Below are 19,293 nucleotides of genomic sequence, written 5' to 3' on the forward strand. Positions count from 1 at the left end.
CCATTACAAGTTTACACTAATGAACTTGAAAAAACAAGGATGCTCCGCGGGTCAAAAGCCCTGTTTACCGCTTATAATTCCATTCATCTGAAGCATACTTTGTTTCAGCCAAGTGATGAACGAAATCAAGCTCTTCCTGAGAAAGTTCGTACGGCTCCAGATGAATGTTAAGACCTGTTTCAAATCCTTCTTTAAAGGCTTTACGAGCCTCATCCATCGTCACCCGTTTTTCGGTGAGTTCATTAATGGCGACCGCTTTATTTTTGAAATTGCGCTGCATCCGCTCTCTTACTCTTTCACTTGGATATAAGAACAGATCGAACAGCTTGTCCTCATCCAAATCAAGAAGAATGGAGCCATGCTGAAGAATCACGCCTTTTTGTCTCGTTTGTGCGCTTCCCGCCACCTTGCGGCCCTCAACCACTAGCTCATACCACGAAGGCGCGTCAAAACAAACGGATGACCGCGGATTTTTTAAGCTTTCTTTTTCTTTTTCGGTTCTCGGGATGGCAAAGTAAGCATCCAGGCCGAGATTTCTAAAGCCTTGAAGTATGCCTTCTGAAATAACCCTGTATGCCTCAGTAACAGTCGCCGGCATTTCGGGGTGCTCTTCCGAAACAATCACGCTGTATGTCAATTCCTGATCGTGCAGAACGCCTCTCCCTCCGGTCGGGCGTCTGACGAATCCGAGATTATACTTATGTACTGCTTCAAAATTGATTTCCTTTTTAATATTTTGAAAATACCCTACAGAAAGCGTCGCCGGATTCCAGCCATAAAAACGGATAACCGGGGGAATTTTCTTCTCGCTATGCCAATATAAAAGCGCTTCATCAAGCGCCATATTGAATGCAGGACTTGCATTGCCTGAGTCTATAAACCGCCAAGTTTCTTTTTGCATTTTAAGACCTTCCTTACCGTTTTAATAGAATCAGTTTATCAAACTGCCGGGAAAATGAAAAATATTTTAGTTCCATTATAGATGACAATCACGCTGTGCTTTACTATAATAGTATTTGTCGAAAACGGCTCTATGACCTTGTTTTATGAAGCAGGGTTTTGATTTTATATGCTAAAGGAGTAGAATCACATTGTCTAATATGATCGTTTTGATTATTTTTGCTGCATTTATTGTCTATATGATTGCTTCATATGTTTATCAGCAGCGTATTATGAAAACACTTACCGAAGAAGAATTCCGCGCGGGTTACCGCAAAGCGCAGCTTATTGACGTTCGTGAACCGAATGAGTTTGAGGGCGGACATATTTTGGGCGCCCGCAACATCCCGCTGTCCCAGCTGAAACAGAGAAAAAATGAAATCCGTCCGGACAAGCCTGTTTACCTATACTGCCAAAACAGTGTCCGCAGCGGACGCGCGGCACAAACCCTGCGCAAAAACGGCTGCACTGAGATTTATAACCTAAAAGGCGGCTTTAAAAAATGGGGCGGAAAGATTAAAGCGAAGAAATAAATAAAAACAGCTGTCTGGCAGACAGCTGTTTTTATTTATTTCTCTTCCGCCTCGTATCTGAGCACCGGGTGTCTCGCCGCTTTTGTTTCATCCATTCGTTTTACAATCGTTGTATGCGGCGCCTCCTGAACAAGCTCCGGATTCTCCTCCGCTTCTTTTGCGATTTGAATCATAGCATCAATAAACGCATCCAGTGTTTCCTTTGATTCTGTCTCTGTCGGCTCAATCATGATGCATTCTTCAACATTAAGCGGGAAATAAATTGTCGGCGGATGATAGCCGAAATCAAGCAGCCGTTTTGCAATATCAAGCGTACGCACTCCCAGATTTTTCTGCCGCTTCCCTGACAATACAAATTCATGCTTGCAATGGCGGTCAAACGGAAGATCGTAATAAGGCGCGAGCTTTCTCATCATATAGTTGGCGTTTAACACTGCGTTCTCAGTAACAGCTTGTAACCCGTCAGGCCCCATGGAACGGATGTACGTATACGCTCTGACATTAATGCCAAAGTTGCCGTAATACGGCTTCACGCGGCCGATCGCATGAGGGCGGTCATAATCAAACGTAAAGCGCCCTTCTTTTTTGACTAAAACGGGTTTTGGCAAATACGGAATCAGATCTTGTTTTACGCCGACAGGGCCTGAGCCGGGGCCTCCGCCGCCATGAGGGCCTGTGAATGTTTTATGCAGGTTGAGGTGCACCACGTCAAATCCCATATCCCCAGGTCTCGCTTTGCTTAAAACGGCATTTAAATTAGCGCCGTCATAGTACAATTTCCCTCCCGCTTCGTGAACAATCTCCGCCATCTCTGTAATCTGTTCCTCAAACAAGCCGAGCGTGTTCGGATTCGTCAGCATAAGAGCTGCAGTTTCTTCATTCACTGCTCTTTCTAAATCCTCTAAATCAACAAGCCCATTTTCATTCGATTTCACCGTAACGGTTTCAAAGCCTGCTACTGTTGCTGATGCAGGATTCGTCCCGTGCGCGGAATCAGGGACAATGACCTTCGTCCGTTTGAAATCCCCGCGCGCTTCATGATAGGCGCGGATCATCATCAGCCCCGTCCATTCACCGTGCGCTCCGGCAGCAGGCTGAAGCGTGACTTCATCCATTCCCGTTATTTCTTCAAGGTGCTTGCTTAAATCATATAAAAGCTCTAACGCCCCTTGTACCGTGCTTTCATCCTGAAGGGGGTGAATCGCAGCAAAACCGGGAATACGCGCGATTTTCTCATTGATTTTCGGATTGTATTTCATCGTGCAAGAACCGAGCGGGTAAAAGCCGGAATCCACCCCGTGATTGCGTTTGGAGAGCGCCGTATAATGGCGCATGATATCCAGCTCTGAAACCTCCGGCAGCGCTGCGTCTTCGTCACGAATATAGGTGTCTGACAAGAGGCCCTCCAATTCGATTTCCGGTACATCGAGCTCCGGCAGACTGTAGCCGATACGGCCTTCTCTGGAAAGCTCAAAAATAAGTGCCTGATCCTGATTACTCATGGCGATCCCCCAATTCCTGAATGAGTGCGTCAATTTCTTCTTTTGTTCTCAGCTCCGTTACAGCAACCAGCATATGACAGTTTAGCTCCGGGTACGTCAGCCCCAGATCATATCCGCCAATCATTCCTTTTGCCAGCAAACGCTGGTTCACAGCTCTCACTGGTTCCTTCAGTTTGATGACAAATTCATTAAACATCGGCCCGTCAAACATAACGGTAAGGCCTGCTTTTTTTGCTTCTTGCTTTGCATAGTTGGCTTTTAAGAGATTTTGGCGGGCTATTTCTTTTACACCGTTTTTTCCGAGAGCAGTCATGGCCACTGATGCCGCCAGCGCATTTAAAGCTTGGTTCGAGCAAATATTTGATGTTGCTTTATCCCGGCGAATATGCTGCTCCCTGGCTTGCAATGTAAGCACAAAGCCTCTTTTCCCGTTTTCGTCTTCCGTTTGCCCGACGAGGCGGCCCGGCACCTTTCTCATCAATTTTTTCGTAACGGCAAAAAAGCCGCAGTGCGGGCCGCCGTATGCTGAAGGAATGCCGAAAGGCTGCGCATCACCGACGACGATATCAGAGTGAAACTTGCCAGGTGGCGTGAGGAGGCCAAGTGCAAGCGGGTTGGCTGATACAATAAACATGGATTTCCCTTGATGAGCGATAGGCTCAATATCCTGTAACGGCTCAATCCGGCCAAAAAAATTCGGGTATTGAACGATCACTGCGGCTGTGTCCTCGCAAACGGTTTGGCGCAAAGCATCAAGATCTGTAACGCCATCTGCAGCGGGTACTTCAACAACTTCGATATACTGACCTTTTGCGTACGTTTTCAGCACTTCCCGCGATTCAGGATGCACGGTTTTTGACACAACGATTTTTTTCTTTTTCGTGTGGCCTGAAGCAAGCATTGCTGCTTCTGCCAAAGCTGTACCGCCATCATACATAGAGGAGTTGGCGATATCCATTCCCGTCAGCTCACAGATCATCGTTTGGAATTCAAAAATCGTCTGAAGCTCTCCTTGTGAAATCTCTGGCTGATAAGGCGTATATGCGGTATAAAACTCAGAGCGCGAAATGACATGATCCACAATGACAGGCTGATAGTGGTCATATACACCCGCTCCTAAGAAAGAAGCATATTGTACGGTATCACGATTTTTAGAGGCCAGCTTTGTCAGTTCTCTTGTTAATTCCGTTTCTGATTTCGCTTTTTTGATTTGATACTCTTTTTTATATTTGACGTTCTCCGGTATATCAGCAAATAAATCATCGATGCTGCTTACGCCGATCGCGGCAAGCATTTCCTGTTTATCCTTTTCTGTTGCGGGCAAATAACGGTGCTTCATGTGTTGACTCCTCTCTCCAAGAAAAATATTAGCGTTTATAAAATGGTGTTTTGACAACCTTTGCTTTCACTAATTTTTTGCGAATCTCTACATCTACAACAGTCCCGATATTACTCGCTTCCGAAGCAATTAAGGCAAGGCCGACGTTTTTCCCTAATGTGGGTGACTGCGTGCCGGTTGTCACCTTTCCTACGGATTTGCCATTATGAAAAACTTCATATCCGTGCCGCGGTATCCCTTTGTCAATCATTTCGAGACCGACAAGTTTACGCTTCGCTCCGTTTTCTTTTTGTTCACTCAATACTGATTTCCCAAAAAAGTCAGACTCCTTTTTGTGCTTTACGGCAAAGCCTATACCTGCTTCAATCGGTGTAATATCCCGGGTCAGCTCCTGACCATACAGCGGGAGCTTCGCTTCAAATCGAAGCGTATCACGTGCTCCGAGACCACATGGAATCAGTCCATATGCATCCCCTGCATCAATGATTTTTTTCCAAATATGAACAGCATCATCACTGCGGCAGTAAATTTCATACCCGTCTTCACCCGTATAGCCAGTTCGGGAAATAAGCGCTTTGCAGCCGCTGATATCGGCTTCATCCATAAACGCAAACGGCTTTAAGGCAGACACATCTGCAGCTGTCAGATTTTTTAAGATTGCTTCTGCTTTCGGCCCCTGTACAGCCAAGAGCGCGATTTGATCTGACTGATTGTCAATCTGCACATCACCTGCTGCATGTTCTTTCATCCAAGCCAAGTCTTTATCTATATTAGAAGCATTAATGACAAGCAGATAGCGGTTTTCTCCTTTTTGATAGATAAGCAAATCATCGACGGTTCCGCCATCCGGATAACACATCGCTGTATATTGAGCACGTCCTGGTGTTAACACAGAAACATCATTTGTCATCAGCCTTTGCAAAAAAGACAGACTATCGTTTCCTGATACTTCGATTTCTCCCATATGGGATACATCAAACAAACCGGCTGCAGTTCGGACAGCCTCGTGTTCTTTTTTTATAGAAGAAAATTGGACAGGCAGCTCCCAGCCACCGAAATCAATCGTTTTTCCTCCATATTCCTTATACAGGTCAAATAACGGCGTTCTTTTCAGCATCTAATTCCTCCCCTTTTTCAACGGCGCAGCTAAAAAACATACAAAAAAGGACAGAGAAACACCTCATGTAAAATGAAGGTTCTCTGTCCTGGCACCTGAAAGTTTACTTTGCATACGCAAAGACGTCCCCTTTGGTGGTTTGCGCGCATCCGCGCAAACACTCTCCAGAGTTGCGTCGAGCAAGAGTTCTTTTGCCTGAGAGATTCACTCAGCAGTTTGCTCCTTCGGCGCCTGTATCCCGAGGTTTTCGGTCAGGTCTCTCCCCTTGCTGTCATTCGCTCATATTTTCATGCTGTTGTGGACATACTATAGCAATATCTTACATCAAATACATACTCATATCCTACCATCATCACTATATGCTGGGCAACAGCAATTTGGGCAGATTTTTCTTATATTGTTCATCTTAAGAATCGAAGAATAAGAAAGGCGGTTTCAAAGCAATGAATGCAGAAATGATCTACGATGCAAAATGGCCTGAAGAATTTGCTGAAAGGCTGAAAAACGATGGCCCTTGGGCAAACTGGGAACTGTACAAACTCTCTGCAGAAATCCAGAAAACATTAGCAATTCCAGAGTTTGAAGGCTTACGGGCTCCGTTATACCTGCCTTCCTTTACGCCGCTCCCACACCAGCTTGAGGTGGCGCAAAAAGTGGTTGAAAAAATGAACGGGAAAGCGATTTTAGCAGATGAGGTCGGCCTCGGGAAAACGGTTGAAGCCGGTTTAATTTTAAAAGAGTATATGATTCGCGGGTTAGCAAAAAAAATTTTGATCCTTGTGCCTGCTTCACTTGTGTCACAGTGGGTCAAAGAGCTTCAGGAAAAATTTTTGATTCCGGCTGTTGAACAAAAGAAAAGCTATGTGTGGGAACAATGCGATATTGTCGTCTCGTCAATAGACACCGCAAAGCGCTCGCCCCATCGCGAAATCGTTCTGTCTATCCCATATGACCTTGTCATTATTGATGAGGCACACAAACTGAAAAATAGCAAAACGAAGAACTATGAATTTGTCCGGAATCTCGTAAAAAAATATTGCCTGCTTCTTACCGCGACGCCAATTCAGAACCGTATCGAAGAGATTTTCAATTTGGTGTCCTTACTAAAACCGGGCCATTTAGGCAGCCAGAATCACTTTCAGGAGGAGTTCGCCAACAAGAAAACCAGTTTAGAAGCGCATGAACATTTAAAAGATCTTGTGAATAAAGTCATGATCCGCAATAGGCGGCATGATACCGGGCTGAATTGGAAACAGCGCCATGTTGAAACAGTGCCGATTGAATTTTCTCCTTCAGAGCAGGCCCTTTATGATGAAATTTCCCGCTTGAAGGAAAGTATCAATAAGCCGGCCAGCATGTTCTCAATTATGACCTTGCAAAGAGAATGCTGTTCGAGCAGAGAAGCGGTATATATGACGCTGAAAAAAATGCTTGATCAAAAAGAGAAACAAGCACCTGCCATTGATGAGCATACGATTTCAGTTTTAATAGAGCGCATCAATCAAGTGACACAAAATTCTAAAGCGCTTCAAGTCGTTGATTTAATCAAAAAGATTGACGATAAGGTCATCATTTTTACAGAATACCGGGCAACCCAGATTTATTTGCAGTGGTTTCTTCAACAAAACGGGATCAGTTCTGTGCCGTTTAGAGGCGGATTTAAACGCGGGAAAAAAGACTGGATGAAGGACCTTTTCCGCGGAAAGATTCAAGTTCTTATTGCAACTGAAGCAGGCGGTGAGGGGATTAACCTTCAATTTTGCAATCACATGATCAACTATGACTTGCCATGGAACCCGATGCGACTTGAGCAAAGAATCGGAAGAATTCACAGGCTAGGGCAGGAGCGTGACGTGCACATTTATAACATGGCAACAAAACATACGGTGGAAGAGCATATTCTAAAGCTTTTATATGAAAAAATTCATTTGTTTGAAAAAGTGGTTGGCGAACTTGATGATATTTTAACGAAAATTCAAGTGAACAATTTTGAAGAACACCTTCATGACATTTTGTATCACTCAGCAACAGAAGAAGAAATGAAAATAAAAATGGATAACTTAACCTCATTTTTGTCTTATAAAAAACAGCTGCCTGCTGAAAAAAGAGGATCTTAGCCTGTAAGGAGGTTTTAGTAGTGAGACAGCGAGAGGTTCACGATTTTCTGCTGCGTTTTTTTCAAGCAAACAGCTGCCAAATCGTCGATCAAGGCTTAGGCTATATGACAGTACAGCTTACAGTTGAAATGGACAAACAGATCATGAACCGCCCTTTCTATTGGCATTGGCGTGAGAAGACAGGCGGTGATCCGAATCCAATGAAAATCACCTTTATTACAGATAAAGAAAATGCGCCAAAAGACCTAGATGGCGAATTTATATATTTTGGGGCCCCGCGCCTTTTTCAAATATTTAAAGCTGTTAAACAAAATGGGAGATTTACCAGAATGTATGAGAAAATTGAATCAGCCGGAGCCAAAGTCCCACTTCAGCCTTGGCTTGGTATAAATGTCACGATTTCATACCAGTCCGACATGAAAAAGGATAAGCTATTGTCACTAGGTCTTCACCTAGTCTCTGGAACGATTATTGAAGATTTTCAAAGCAAGCTGACCCAGCTTTCACTGACATCTCAAATATGTGACTATTGCTTCACTATTTCACCTATGATCAAACCAGAAAGCGGGCTTAAACGTATGGAAAACTATATTTCCAAATCCGCTATGCAGGAGCCGTCCGACTGGGCGGAACAAGCGGTTAACAGGTGGAGAAATGATATGACATTGCTTGATAAGTTTTACGAGCATATAGAAGAAAAACCAGAAGAATACCATCTAGAAAAACAGGCGCTGAAAACGTTGTATCAACCAAAGATTTCAGTTGAAATTGAAAATGGCGGATTGTTTTATCTGCAAAATAATATTTCAAGCTAACTTTTTTACCATTCGACACCATTCTCGTTTTTTTTAAGAAAATGCGATTATAATAAAAGTATATTGGAAAAAAATTCTGGTAATTGTAATGGCAAATGACTTCCAGAGACTAATGAAGCATACAATGAGTCATGGCCGGACTGGCTGAAATACATAAACAAGTATTTTAGGAGGAGAAACTGCATGAAAAATGCAAAACAAGAGCACTTTGAATTGGATCAAGAATGGGTTGAATTAATGGTGGAAGCCAAAGAGGCAAATATCAGCCCGGAAGAAATACGAAAATATTTACTTTTAAACAAAAAGTCTGCTCATCCTGGTCCGGCAGCCAGAAGTCATACCGTAAATCCTTTCTGAATGTGCTATAATATCACAAGGAAGGTGATGACATTGATTGGCCAGCGTATTAAACAATACCGTAAAGAAAAAGGCTACTCACTATCAGAACTAGCTGAAAAAGCTGGGGTAGCGAAGTCTTATTTAAGCTCAATAGAACGAAATCTACAAACGAACCCCTCCATTCAATTTCTCGAAAAAGTCTCCGCTGTTCTGGACGTCTCGGTTCATACTTTGCTCGATGAGAAACATGAAACCGAATACGATGGTCAATTAGATAGTGAATGGGAGAAATTGGTTCGCGATGCAATGACATCCGGGGTATCGAAAAAACAATTTCGTGAATTTTTAGATTATCAAAAATGGAGAAAATCCCAAAAAGAGGAGTAGTGCCTGAGCAGAGGCACTAACTCCTCTTTTGTCAATAAACATCGAGACGGCCCAGTATACAATATACTGGGCCGCCTCTTTTTATTGCTGTTTTTAATTTTTATCCTCGCTGTGCGCTTTTTCATTTTCTTTCACGTAACCGTCTTTATCAGTATGGTCCTTTTTGATTGTCAGGCCGTTCCACTGTGTAGCTTCGAACGAGAATTGAAGCTTAATGGAGTTGCCTTGGTATTTATTTTGAACCATAAGCCCGTTTTCATCTTTTGTTTTATCATCTTTGAATTGGATCTCCATTTGAACCTGATCGAAATCAGTTGGTGTTTTTGGAACACCATCATATTCAGGAGCGGTTTTACCGTCAATTGTTGCTACATTGACTTTACCGCTTGCATGTAAGAATTTAGGGTCAATTTGTTTTTTAATTTTTTCAGCAGCCGCTGCATCATTTTTAGCAGACATCAAATACAAGTCTTTAAGGTTCGCATCATCTAAAATAATGTTTTTCGGGTAACCATTGCCGCCCTCTTTTCCAACTGTCAATAATGTCACTTCAAACTGGCTGAGAAAATCTTCCGGAGATGTATTGCTGCCGCCGTTTGCTTTAAAATCTCCATAATTAAGCGCCATTAACACTTCTTTGATCGCAAGTGAGCCGTTATTTTCAAATTGGAAATCCTTTGTCAGCTTATCTCCCGGCTTTAGATTTGATAAGTTCACACTCGCTGAATTCTCTTTAGCAGATAAATCAAGCGTACCTGATGCAAAAGTAGCATCCTTTGATTTAATATCGTTAAATGCTGCCCATGTTCCTCCTCCAACTAAAGCTAATCCTAATGCCGCAGAAGCAACTCCTAAACTCAATTTCTTTTTCATACCCATGGCTAACTCCCCTTTTATTGAATATTTTTATATCGAAACCTGTTGCCAGGTTTACAACTGAGGTTAAGTGGACATGGTGCTGTCCTTTGTATCTGTTTCCAAGGCTTTTGTCTTTCTTTCAATTTCTCTGATGGCGCTGGTGATCGTCACAAAAGCGTACACTAGCAGCATCACGCCAGGAACAATTAATAAAATTGCCGTTCCAATCGGCTGGCTGGCAAAATGAAGCATATAGCCGGCATATGGAAGCTGAAAACCTGTGTATTGCGCGCGAACATTTTCGTCGGATACAGGCGCTGAATCGGCTGCAGCATTATTATCACCTTTTGTTTTAAATAACAAATGGTCTTCTTGCTTAGTGATGCCAACAATTCTGTGGGTGACCGCCGTATTTGCATCCTGCATAAATGTAATAACATCACCTTTTTGGAGCTCTTTCACATCAGTGATTTCTTTGACCAATATTAAGGAACCTGTATTGAACTCCGGCTCCATCGAACCTGACAGAACTGATTTCAACGTGTACCCAAACACTGCCGGCTCTCCCCCGGATGAACGTGTTGAAATCACGACAAGTGTCAGCACTATAATAAGAGTAAAGATGATCACATAAAGAATATTACTGATCAGCTTCATTGCTTTTTTCATCCTCTTCCCCGCTTTCCTTCTGATCTGTTTGAGTTTCATTTTCTTTTATTACAGCTTCTTGAGATGTTTCTTCTTTAATTGTTTTTTTCTGTATATCGTTTTGTGTTGTTTCCTTGTTGACGTGCGACTTCGTTTCTTTTTTAGGAACTGTCGGTTTTTCATCGCATTTTGCAAGCGTCATAGGCTCCGACCACTCAAATGTACTGCCGTCTGCCGGGTAGCCGGCCGGTTTATATACTTTAAATGCATAAATGCCGGGTTTCATTTTTTTCTTCGTCTCAATTTTATAAAGTGAATCGCCAATTTGATTGGAGACAAACCCTTTTTCGATCACATTCCCATTCTTTAACGGTTTGCGGGCATTTTCCAGCTTATGAAGCTCCCACTTCCACTTTGATTTCTTAAGTTTCTCACCTGTATTTTTGAGCTCAGCAAATAAGGTAATAGGTGAGCATACAGTCCCTTTCGTATTTGTTTGATCTGATATGTGCAAATCACTTTGATCCCAGCGTTTATCATAATGGCAGTTTTTATCTGTATGCTGAAAGTCTTTACACGTTTGAAGTGAGACATCCAACGTTTCAATATCATGAAAAGCAGCGCTTGTATCATCGGAAAATTGTAAGCATATTGCGGCAGTCAGACTGAAAATGACTGAAAGCTGAAAGATAAGCAGCACTTTCAGTTTTGTCTTCGCCTTTTGCTGATTGCGAAACAATCGAAACATATCTTACCTCCTGTAAAACACTGTAACTTGATATGACAATCGTTCTCTTTAAAGAACTACACAAATAGAGTATAATCAACGATTTATAGATTTAAAAACATCAAAATCGACCATTTTGTTCGTTTAAAAGAATGTTTTCGCCATATTACAAAGTCTCGCTCCATATTGCTCATGTTTTCAATTTTTTAGAAATTTTTGGGATTGTTATGTGAGAAATTAAATGCATATCCCGCTCTAATTTGGTAATAATAAACAAAGAAAGGGTGACAGCATGATGATCAAACAATGTGTGATTTGTCTATCTCTTCTCGTCTTCGGCACCGCTGCCGCTCACGCAGAAGACACACCGCTCCTAACCGCCCGCCACATGTCCAAATGGGAAGAAATCGCTGTAAAAGAAGCAAAAAAAAGGTACCCGCTCGCACAGGTACTGTTCAAACAAAAAGTATGGGACCGCAAAAGAAAAGATGAAGCAGTGAAGCAATACCATTTAACTTTGAGGGAAGGGTCAAAAGAATTCGGTGTTTTTGTGACGATTTCATTTGATCCTTATAGCCAAAAGGTCAATAAAATTGCCATTTTAGAAGAATATCAATAAGGTCCTCCATTTTTGAAGGACCTTATTCGTTAATTTGCGGTTATTTTTTCCGCTTGAGCCAAAGACGGAAGCCATAGGGTAAAATACCGAACCACTGCTGGGAAGCGGGCGTTTTTGTTTCTTTCCGCACCTCTTTTCGTTCTTTTCGCTCATCTCTCGGAGTATCTATATATTTGACAAATTGCTGCGTCATATATTTCACATAATCATTCGTTTTCACGTGATCACCTCATCATTCAATTATTATGAAGTGTTATCTCATATGACTTTTTTTATACCCTTTCGACTGCTTTATTCTGTCCAGCTCAGCATTTTTTTCTTTTTTTGATCAAACACGATCAGTGCAGTTCTTTCTGTTCCCGACTCCGTTAACACTTTTAAGTTGATTTCTTTTTGCTCTTTTATCGATGTATCGCGAATGTAATAAGAAACCTGTCCATATGGAAATTGCTGCGTACCCTTCTGGCCTTTCTGTTGCTCAAGAACATGCCGAATTGAAAGAAGCGCACCATTCTGAAGCAAATTCTCTCCTGTGTATAACTCTTTCGTTTCCTTCTCAAACATGCAGCGTGAAATATATTGAGCAGCAGTAAAGTTCACGATTAACAGCACAAGTGCTGACACAAAAAGAACAGCTGGATAAATAAACCCTCTCGTACGGTACATTCACCCTCCTCCTAAATACGAATAAACCGGAAAAGCAGTTTGATACACTTTTTTCTCACTCTCAATTTTCAGCAAAACAATACCATTTTCAATATCAGCTTTCATAGCTGTAATATGATCTAAAATGGGAACATGCCCTTTGCCATCCACTCTTTTTCTTACCATAGAATGATAAACTTCAAAACGGATGTCTTGCCCGGAAAGATTGGTGCAAATTAAAACGCTCCCATGCTCGGCTGTCTTAACTGCCTGTGACTCCTTGCATTCATTCATCATCTGTTCTATCGAAATCATCCATTCTTGCTGTGTAAAACCGTCATGATCCTGCTGTCGAGATAAAAACAAATGGAAAATCGTCGCTAACGATCCTGATATGAGCAAAAAGACAGAGAGAGAAAATAATACGTTAAGAAGCGTGTAGCCATTCTGTCTGCAGAATGCTGAGGCAAAATGATTTTTCTTTATAAGCTGCCGCTGAGATGCATACGTTTTGATATTCGCCCTCCTCCTCCCACGTCATAGCATAGGTCTGGTTGTTCTTTGTCATCGTTTTTGACGCGGCTCCTTCACCAGTCATGACATATTTGCTAATGCTCTCATTCATCATCTGATAACCGATTTCTCGTGATTCCGCCATATTTTCATCAGCTATCAGCTTGTCCCACAAGGGAACAACTGTCAGCAGCACAAACAGCCATAGGCTTAGCGCAGACATTGTTTCTATTGTAGAAAAACCTTTACTTCCTATCCACATTGACTCTCCCGCTCCCTAAATAAACTGTTATGTCATAAGTCGCATAGCCTTTTACTTGTATTTTCCCGCCTGCATTCGGGTGCCCTTTCTCATTAAATTCCAAACGGTCTTTTAATGTCAGCGGTTTTATAGAAAGTCCCGTTGTATAAGGACGTTTAATTACCGTTTCACCCATGACTAATTGATATTCTTTTTTGTGAAAGAGAATTTTTGTTCTTTGTTGACTGGAAAGCGCAGTCTGCTGTGCGAGCATCATATCATTTTTCAGCTGCCATGCTGCCTGGCGAACAGAAGTATTGGCATAAACAGGAGGAAGCGTTGTAAACACGGCAATCAAGAGGATAGAGGCGAGACTTAACACAAGCAAGCTCTCTAAAAGTGTAAATCCCTTCTCCTCGTTTAATTTAATGTTCAACCTTAACTTCTCCGCCACTGATGATAATGTGCTTCCCATTTGGACAAACTGCATCCTTTTTCACATAACCCTCTGACTGCAAATCAGCTAGGCTCGGTGTTTGCCCTTCATGATCGAGCTCAAATGCGGTCATTTGTGCCTTTATCATGTTTTGCAGGCCTTCACAGCCTTTTTTCTGAATGGTTTGATTATGTTTTGTCACGTTCGGTATTGTAATTAAAAGCAATATCGAAATAATGAAGAGCACGATCAACATTTCAACAAGTGTAAATCCTTTTTCATTCATCAGCCTCTTCCTTTCACATTTGATTCATCATCTGATACATAGGCAAAAGCATAGATAAATACACAAGTAAGATCATTGCAGCAACAAATCCATAAATCATCGGCTGAAGGATGCCTGTCCATTTTTGCGCTTTATGTTCCAGCCGCTGCAATATGAACTGGCTGTATGTGAAAAGCTCACGATCTAGACGGCCGCTCAGTTGGCCATGGGATATGACTTTTGAAAAATCAGTTTCAAAAAAAGGGCTCCCACAAATAGCCGCTTCAATTGATTCACCGGCTTTTAGCCGTTCAATCACGTGTTCTGCCTCGCAGCGGTAGAAAGGGAGAAACGTTTGATGTTTAAATGCATGAAGACTGTCATAAATGGAGAGGCCTGATTTTAAAAGGCTGCTTAGCTGCAAAGAAAAAAAGTAGCTGTTAAACAGTCTGACAAGCTTTCCGACAAAAGGAATCCTGACACAAATAAGCATTTGCCTGGCAGGTGATTTTTTCTTAAACACAAACCCATAATAAATCCCGATACCAGCTGAAAAAAGAATCAGTAAAATGATCACAAGATCAATATGCTGAAAAAAAGCAAAAAGCATATCGGTTGAACGTGAGGTTTCCATATTCATCGATTGATAGATACCGGAAAATTGAGGAATGATGATGGACTGTAACATATAAAACATGACAGCAACGGTGAAGATGAGGAAAAGCGGATAGCGCAGCACCCTTTTCAGCTGGTCTGCCTGTGCAATTTTTCGTTCAAGCAGCTCTCCGCTCTGGATCATGGAAGCAGGCAGTTCACCATGTGTTTCAGCAAAATAACAAATACCTACAGCTTCCTTATGAAATGACAAACGCTTTAATACTTGATAAAACGGAGCTCCTTCCCTCAAACGAGTGACCGTGTCAGTCAAGTCAGCTGACTGCCTCTTATTCATCTGAAGTTCCATCAGGCGCAATCCATCCAGAAGTGTATATCCGCTTGCCGTCATTTCTCCGAGCCGCTTTAATAACCGGGCCTGATCCTTTAACGGCCAGGTTTTTCTAATCTTTTTCATGATAAACCCACCGGTCATAGTTGTTTGTCGTTAAATAGCCGAGCGCAATTCCTTTTCTGATAATTTGACGAAGCGTTTGATATTGGTAATTTGCATGATTTCCTTTGGCCTCCTGGATACATTGCTGAAGGTTTTTCCCATAAAGAAGCTCATAAACGCTAGCTCTTCTGGTATTTCGTGACTGACGGCAATATACTGATGAACATCCGTTTTCACAAAATGGACAAGCCAAATCAACCAAGCGCTGAGCCGCTATTGCAATAATGGTCTGTTCAATTTCATTCATATTGATACCGAATTCAAGCAGCCTGTAAATTGCGCCCTTTGCATCTCTCGTATGAAGGCTCGTAAGTACCAGATGTCCCGTCATCGCTGCCCGCACCGCAATTTCAGCTGTTTCCGCATCCCTGATCTCACCTAAAATAATCATATCGGGGTCATGGCGCAAAATTGCCTTCAGACCTGCGGAATAAGTTACACCGGCTTTTTCATTCACCTGAACCTGAAGAACGTCTTCATCCCTAGTTTCAACAGGGTCCTCTAATGTAACAATATTTCGATTAAAGTGTTTTTTTGCGTATTGAACGAGAGAGTATAATGTGGTAGTCTTCCCTGAACCAGTCGGCCCGGTAAAAATGAGCATGCCATGGGAATGTTTTAAAAATGAGAGTAATGTGGCTCCTGTCTTTGGAAATAACGACAGTTTATCAATCGAAGGGATATTGTATTGAGGCATCACTCTGATCACGAGGCTTTCTTCATTAATTGTGGGAAGCGTTGACATTCTTAAATGAACATTTCCCTCTTTCAGCTTTAACGTAAGCGAACCGTTTTGCGGCTTTCGCCTTTCCCCTATGTCCATTGCAGAAAGAAATTTAAAATGTGAAATCAATCTTACGCACTCTTCTTTTTTCATGTTCCTTTTTTTCAGCAAGGCATGATCGACCCGAAAATGAATGATAGCGTCTCGCTCCCTCGGCACGATGTGAATATCAGAAGCCTTTGTTAGATATGCCTCTTCAATCAAGTTTTTGCTTATCTTTTCTATTGAATCCAATTTGATTCCCTCTCCTTTCCATGCGTATTGTAGAAAAAGAAGAGGCGGTAATCAAACAGGAAAAACGTGATTTTGTGAAGGCGTTATATACTGAAAAATCAATTCCTGCTGGCAAAAAAAAGACTTTCAGCTGGAATGTACCCCTTTCATTATTATTTTCCCAATATAAAAAAGCAGACATGGTCACCATGCCTGCTTCATTCCATTTTCATTATGCTGTTTTAGAAATTTCACTTAATGCTTCTCCGGCTTTTTGATCAGTATCTTTCTCAACAGAAAGATCGCCTAAGGCAACGATACCGGTAATGTGCCCATTTTCAAGGATCGGTAAACGGCGGATTTGATGCTCAGCCATAAGCTGCCCCGCTTCTTCAGCAGACATATCAGGGTGGCCCGATACGATGTCAGTGCTCATGATATCACTTGCTTTTGCATCCATCTGATTTTCAGCTAAGCATCTCGTCACAATATCCCGATCAGATACAATCCCCTGAAGCGTGCCATTTTCACAGATTGGAATAGAACCGACATTGGAGTCTCTCATCTTTTTCGCTAGTTCCGTGATTGAAGCGTTTGGCTCACAGCATTCTACATTCTTCGTCATGATGTCTCTTATTCTCATGTTCATTCCTCCTTTACCGTGTTCTATTTATTCTTTATCCGCTGCACAAAATATGAAACATCTTATAAGGTCCGCCTTTTTCGAGATTTCCTTTTCTTCTTCCGCTCCTGCAGCATATCTCCCGTCCAGCCTTTTTTCCTCAAATATAGGTAGATCAGAACCGTAGATGTGACAATCAATAAGAGAGAAAAGAGGTATCCATATTTCCAATTCAGCTCCGGCATTACTGAAAAGTTCATCCCCCATAAGGCGCCCAGAGCTGTAATCGGCGTAAATAGCGTCGTGAAAATGGTCAATGCTTTTACAATTTCATTCCCCCTGTGTGAGGTAATGACTTCCTCTGAATGCAACAGATTGTTCAGCTCCCCTTCAAATTCGCTGATGTATGTAAATCCTCTGTCAATTTTCTGGTGTGTCCGCTGATAATCCTTTTTCCCTTCATCTTGAGGTAAAAAGGTTTCTTTCAATGCCATTTCAATTTTTTTGGCGCTTAATATTAAATTTTTCCAAATCATCAGTTCATGGCGTAGGAGATGGACACGGTTTAAAATGCTTTTGCTATTGTCATCTTTAATTTGCCATCGCAACTTTCTCAGCTTTACTTCAAATTCATCGACACCGATTAAATACGCATTCATTAGTTCGCCGAGAAGAATTAAAAACCCCTCTATCGCATTGTCCGCTCTTTCCATTTGCCGGACAACTTCTTTTCCTTTAATCTCTCTCAAAATCGCAAAGTCAAAGTTGATTGTGAAAAAATATTGCCTTGTGATGTAAAAGTGAAAAACAGTATGGTCTTTTTCTTCACCAAGCCCCTGATCATAAACAATCGACCCAAATACCGCTTCATTGTCCGTTTCAGTTGTATCTACTCGCAAAAAATTAACGTGATGGTTATTTTCAAACCACTTTTCACACTGAGGCCAGTGAGAAAAATGGATTAGATCTCTTGCCTTACTTCTTTCTTGAGGCCCCATTTGGTACCAAAACCAATCTTTTCCCGTATGTGCCTTCATGTCAAGCTCCTCCAAACTTTTGTTCTTTATACTTTAATTGCCCAATAACGGCGTCACTAAACCATTGTGCGGCTTTAACCATGTTTTGTGAGCATTTTCCGGTGGTATGGAATGAAGAAAGACATCGGAAAAGGGAGGTGCATGCCTTCCTTGGAGAAGGCAGTTGTTTTGGAATTTGTCAATTTACTAGCAGTCGCTATTCTCATTTTGTTAACAGGATTTTTTGTCGCCATAGAATTTTCAATTGTAAAAGTGCGGCGATCCAGAATTGATCAGCTTGTTGCAAAAGGTAAGAAAGGTGCTAAAGCGGCAAAGCATGTCATCACTCACCTTGATGAATATTTATCAGCCTGTCAGTTGGGCATCACAGTCGCAGCTTTAGGATTGGGATGGCTTGGAGAGCCGACGGTGCAAACTCTGCTTCGGCCGCTTTTTCATAAAGCAGGCTTAAATGAATCGCTTACACACCTACTTTCACTCGTCATCGCGTTTTTAGCGGTTACGTATTTAAATGTCGTGATTGGGGAGCTGGCGCCAAAGAGTTTCGCCATTCAAAAGGCAGAGAGCATTACCTTATTGTTCGCTAAACCGCTTATTTGGTTTTATAAGATCATGTTTCCATTCATTTGGCTGCTGAACCACTCTGCCCGATTGATTACAGGAGTGTTCGGACTGAAACCGGCATCAGAGCATGAACTGGCATATACAGAAGAAGAGCTGCGGGTCCTATTGGCTGAAAGCTATAAAAGCGGTGAGATCAGAAAAAGTGAATTAAAGTACATGAATAATATCTTCACCTTTGATAAACGAATGGCAAAAGAAATTATGGTGCCGCGAAATGAAATGGTCAGTTTATCACTAGATGAAGGCTCCATTTCAAATCTTCAGGAAACAGTCAAGCAAACAAAATATACGCGGTATCCAGTTGTAAGAGAGGATAAAGATAACGTCATTGGCGTGATCAATATGAAAGAAGTGTTGTTTTCCATGCTGACGAAAGATTTTTCACTCAAAAAGCATCAAATTGAACCTTTCGTTCAGCCGGTTATCCATGTCATTGAGACGATTCCTATTTATAAACTACTGCTGAAAATGCAAAAGGAACGCACTCATATGGCGATCCTAATAGATGAATACGGCGGGACTTCCGGTTTGGTCACTGTCGAGGATATTATCGAAGAAATTGTAGGAGAAATCCGTGATGAATTTGATGCGGATGAAGTGCCTCATATACGCGAACTTGGAAAGGATCACTATTTATTAAATGCAAAATTATTAATCACCGACGTCAACAGCCTGCTTGGTACAGATTTATCAGACGCGGAAGTAGACACCTTGGGCGGCTGGTTTCTGACACAAAACATAGACGCTGAGCCTGAAAGTGTCATCGAATATGACGGCTACTCTTTTAAGGTAAAAGACATCGACAGCCATCACATTTTATTTATAGAAGTAAAAAAAGCTGAATAGCCTGAGAAAGGCTGTT

25 protein-coding genes and 1 riboswitch are annotated in these 19,293 nt (G+C 41.9%); of the genes, 7 read left to right on the forward strand and 18 right to left on the reverse strand.

The features are described 5' to 3' along the window. Positions 1-64: 64 nt before the first annotated feature. Complete coding sequence (gene lipM, locus CDO84_RS11295; RefSeq protein ID WP_014664579.1) at positions 65-901, reverse strand: octanoyltransferase LipM; 837 nt, start codon at positions 899-901, stop codon at positions 65-67. Between the two features lie 190 nt (positions 902-1,091). Here lipM and CDO84_RS11300 point away from each other — a divergent pair, with 190 nt between their 5' ends. Beyond that, entirely contained in the window at positions 1,092-1,472 is a 381-nt protein-coding gene (locus tag CDO84_RS11300; protein ID WP_014664580.1) for a rhodanese-like domain-containing protein, read from the forward strand. A 35-nt stretch (positions 1,473-1,507) separates the two neighbouring features. Here CDO84_RS11300 and gcvPB read toward each other — a convergent pair whose 3' ends face one another. From gcvPB to gcvT, 3 genes are read right to left on the reverse strand one after another with little or no spacing between them, the layout of a single operon-like run. Then, positions 1,508-2,974, reverse strand: a complete 1,467-nt coding sequence (gcvPB, locus tag CDO84_RS11305; RefSeq protein ID WP_040082653.1) for an aminomethyl-transferring glycine dehydrogenase subunit GcvPB — start codon at positions 2,972-2,974, stop codon at positions 1,508-1,510. Beyond that, positions 2,967-4,313, reverse strand: a complete 1,347-nt coding sequence (gene gcvPA / locus CDO84_RS11310) for an aminomethyl-transferring glycine dehydrogenase subunit GcvPA (protein WP_040082651.1) — start codon at positions 4,311-4,313, stop codon at positions 2,967-2,969. Before gcvPA ends, gcvPB begins: the two co-directional genes overlap by 8 nt. 28 nt (positions 4,314-4,341) lie before the next feature. Further along, positions 4,342-5,430, reverse strand: coding sequence for a glycine cleavage system aminomethyltransferase GcvT (gene gcvT / locus CDO84_RS11315; protein ID WP_040082650.1), 1,089 nt, complete (start codon positions 5,428-5,430; stop codon positions 4,342-4,344). A 173-nt stretch (positions 5,431-5,603) separates the two neighbouring features. Further along, a riboswitch (glycine riboswitch) is annotated at positions 5,604-5,705 on the reverse strand. Between the two features lie 168 nt (positions 5,706-5,873). Between gcvT and CDO84_RS11320 the strand changes: the two genes are divergently transcribed. The 4 genes from CDO84_RS11320 (at position 5,874) to sinR (ending at position 9,088) form a co-directional block, all read left to right on the forward strand. Then, positions 5,874-7,547 carry a DEAD/DEAH box helicase gene (locus CDO84_RS11320; protein ID WP_040082648.1) on the forward strand — a complete coding sequence of 558 codons (1,674 nt, stop codon included), beginning with the start codon at positions 5,874-5,876 and terminating at the stop codon, positions 7,545-7,547. Between the two features lie 20 nt (positions 7,548-7,567). Then, complete coding sequence (locus tag CDO84_RS11325; protein ID WP_014664585.1) at positions 7,568-8,362, forward strand: YqhG family protein; 795 nt, start codon at positions 7,568-7,570, stop codon at positions 8,360-8,362. Between the two features lie 183 nt (positions 8,363-8,545). Beyond that, on the forward strand, positions 8,546-8,719 hold the full coding sequence (gene sinI, locus CDO84_RS11330; protein ID WP_003230187.1) for an anti-repressor SinI: 174 nt from the start codon (positions 8,546-8,548) through the stop codon (positions 8,717-8,719). 33 nt (positions 8,720-8,752) lie between these two features. Beyond that, the gene (sinR, locus tag CDO84_RS11335) at positions 8,753-9,088 is read left to right on the forward strand and encodes a transcriptional regulator SinR (protein ID WP_003226345.1); all 336 of its coding nucleotides are present in this window, start codon (positions 8,753-8,755) and stop codon (positions 9,086-9,088) included. Positions 9,089-9,181: 93 nt separating this feature from the next. Here sinR and tasA read toward each other — a convergent pair whose 3' ends face one another. The 3 genes from tasA to tapA form a co-directional block, all read right to left on the reverse strand. Beyond that, a complete protein-coding gene (gene tasA, locus CDO84_RS11340; protein ID WP_014664586.1) occupies positions 9,182-9,967 on the reverse strand; it encodes a biofilm matrix protein TasA in 786 nt (261 codons plus the stop codon). Between the two features lie 63 nt (positions 9,968-10,030). Then, entirely contained in the window at positions 10,031-10,603 is a 573-nt protein-coding gene (sipW, locus tag CDO84_RS11345; RefSeq protein ID WP_014664587.1) for a signal peptidase I SipW, read from the reverse strand. Next, entirely contained in the window at positions 10,587-11,342 is a 756-nt protein-coding gene (gene tapA, locus CDO84_RS11350; protein WP_014664588.1) for an amyloid fiber anchoring/assembly protein TapA, read from the reverse strand. The genes sipW and tapA overlap by 17 nt, the downstream gene beginning before the upstream one ends. Before the next feature lie 271 nt (positions 11,343-11,613). Here tapA and CDO84_RS11355 point away from each other — a divergent pair, with 271 nt between their 5' ends. Next, entirely contained in the window at positions 11,614-11,940 is a 327-nt protein-coding gene (locus CDO84_RS11355) for a YqzG/YhdC family protein (RefSeq protein ID WP_040082645.1), read from the forward strand. Between the two features lie 40 nt (positions 11,941-11,980). Here CDO84_RS11355 and CDO84_RS11360 read toward each other — a convergent pair whose 3' ends face one another. From CDO84_RS11360 to corA, 11 genes are all read right to left on the reverse strand, one after another. Beyond that, the gene (locus tag CDO84_RS11360; protein WP_014480252.1) at positions 11,981-12,160 is read right to left on the reverse strand and encodes a YqzE family protein; all 180 of its coding nucleotides are present in this window, start codon (positions 12,158-12,160) and stop codon (positions 11,981-11,983) included. A gap of 71 nt (positions 12,161-12,231) precedes the next feature. Then, complete coding sequence (gene comGG / locus CDO84_RS11365) at positions 12,232-12,606, reverse strand: competence type IV pilus minor pilin ComGG (protein ID WP_040082643.1); 375 nt, start codon at positions 12,604-12,606, stop codon at positions 12,232-12,234. Then, a complete protein-coding gene (locus CDO84_RS11370) occupies positions 12,607-12,987 on the reverse strand; it encodes a ComGF family competence protein (protein WP_040082642.1) in 381 nt (126 codons plus the stop codon). A gap of 25 nt (positions 12,988-13,012) precedes the next feature. Continuing rightward, on the reverse strand, positions 13,013-13,360 hold the full coding sequence (comGE, locus tag CDO84_RS11375; RefSeq protein ID WP_040082640.1) for a competence type IV pilus minor pilin ComGE: 348 nt from the start codon (positions 13,358-13,360) through the stop codon (positions 13,013-13,015). Then, entirely contained in the window at positions 13,344-13,775 is a 432-nt protein-coding gene (comGD, locus tag CDO84_RS11380; RefSeq protein ID WP_040082639.1) for a competence type IV pilus minor pilin ComGD, read from the reverse strand. Before comGD ends, comGE begins: the two co-directional genes overlap by 17 nt. After that, positions 13,765-14,061, reverse strand: coding sequence for a comG operon protein ComGC (gene comGC / locus CDO84_RS11385; protein ID WP_019258890.1), 297 nt, complete (start codon positions 14,059-14,061; stop codon positions 13,765-13,767). Before comGC ends, comGD begins: the two co-directional genes overlap by 11 nt. Positions 14,062-14,074: 13 nt before the next feature. Then, positions 14,075-15,112, reverse strand: coding sequence for a competence type IV pilus assembly protein ComGB (gene comGB / locus CDO84_RS11390; protein WP_040082638.1), 1,038 nt, complete (start codon positions 15,110-15,112; stop codon positions 14,075-14,077). Further along, on the reverse strand, positions 15,099-16,169 hold the full coding sequence (comGA, locus tag CDO84_RS11395; protein WP_040082636.1) for a competence protein ComGA: 1,071 nt from the start codon (positions 16,167-16,169) through the stop codon (positions 15,099-15,101). The genes comGB and comGA overlap by 14 nt, the downstream gene beginning before the upstream one ends. Further along, complete coding sequence (locus CDO84_RS21580) at positions 16,132-16,350, reverse strand: hypothetical protein (protein WP_040082635.1); 219 nt, start codon at positions 16,348-16,350, stop codon at positions 16,132-16,134. The genes comGA and CDO84_RS21580 overlap by 38 nt, the downstream gene beginning before the upstream one ends. Positions 16,351-16,380: 30 nt before the next feature. After that, complete coding sequence (locus tag CDO84_RS11405; protein WP_040082633.1) at positions 16,381-16,791, reverse strand: CBS domain-containing protein; 411 nt, start codon at positions 16,789-16,791, stop codon at positions 16,381-16,383. Positions 16,792-16,853: 62 nt separating this feature from the next. Continuing rightward, positions 16,854-17,807, reverse strand: coding sequence for a magnesium transporter CorA (gene corA / locus CDO84_RS11410; protein ID WP_040082632.1), 954 nt, complete (start codon positions 17,805-17,807; stop codon positions 16,854-16,856). 141 nt (positions 17,808-17,948) lie between these two features. On the opposite strand from corA, the gene CDO84_RS11415 reads away from it, so the two are divergent. Further along, entirely contained in the window at positions 17,949-19,277 is a 1,329-nt protein-coding gene (locus CDO84_RS11415) for a hemolysin family protein (protein ID WP_040083766.1), read from the forward strand. Positions 19,278-19,293 lie beyond the last annotated feature (16 nt).

The sequence above is a fragment of the Bacillus sp. MD-5 genome (assembly GCF_002201875.1).
Classification (GTDB): domain Bacteria; phylum Bacillota; class Bacilli; order Bacillales; family Bacillaceae; genus Bacillus; species Bacillus stercoris.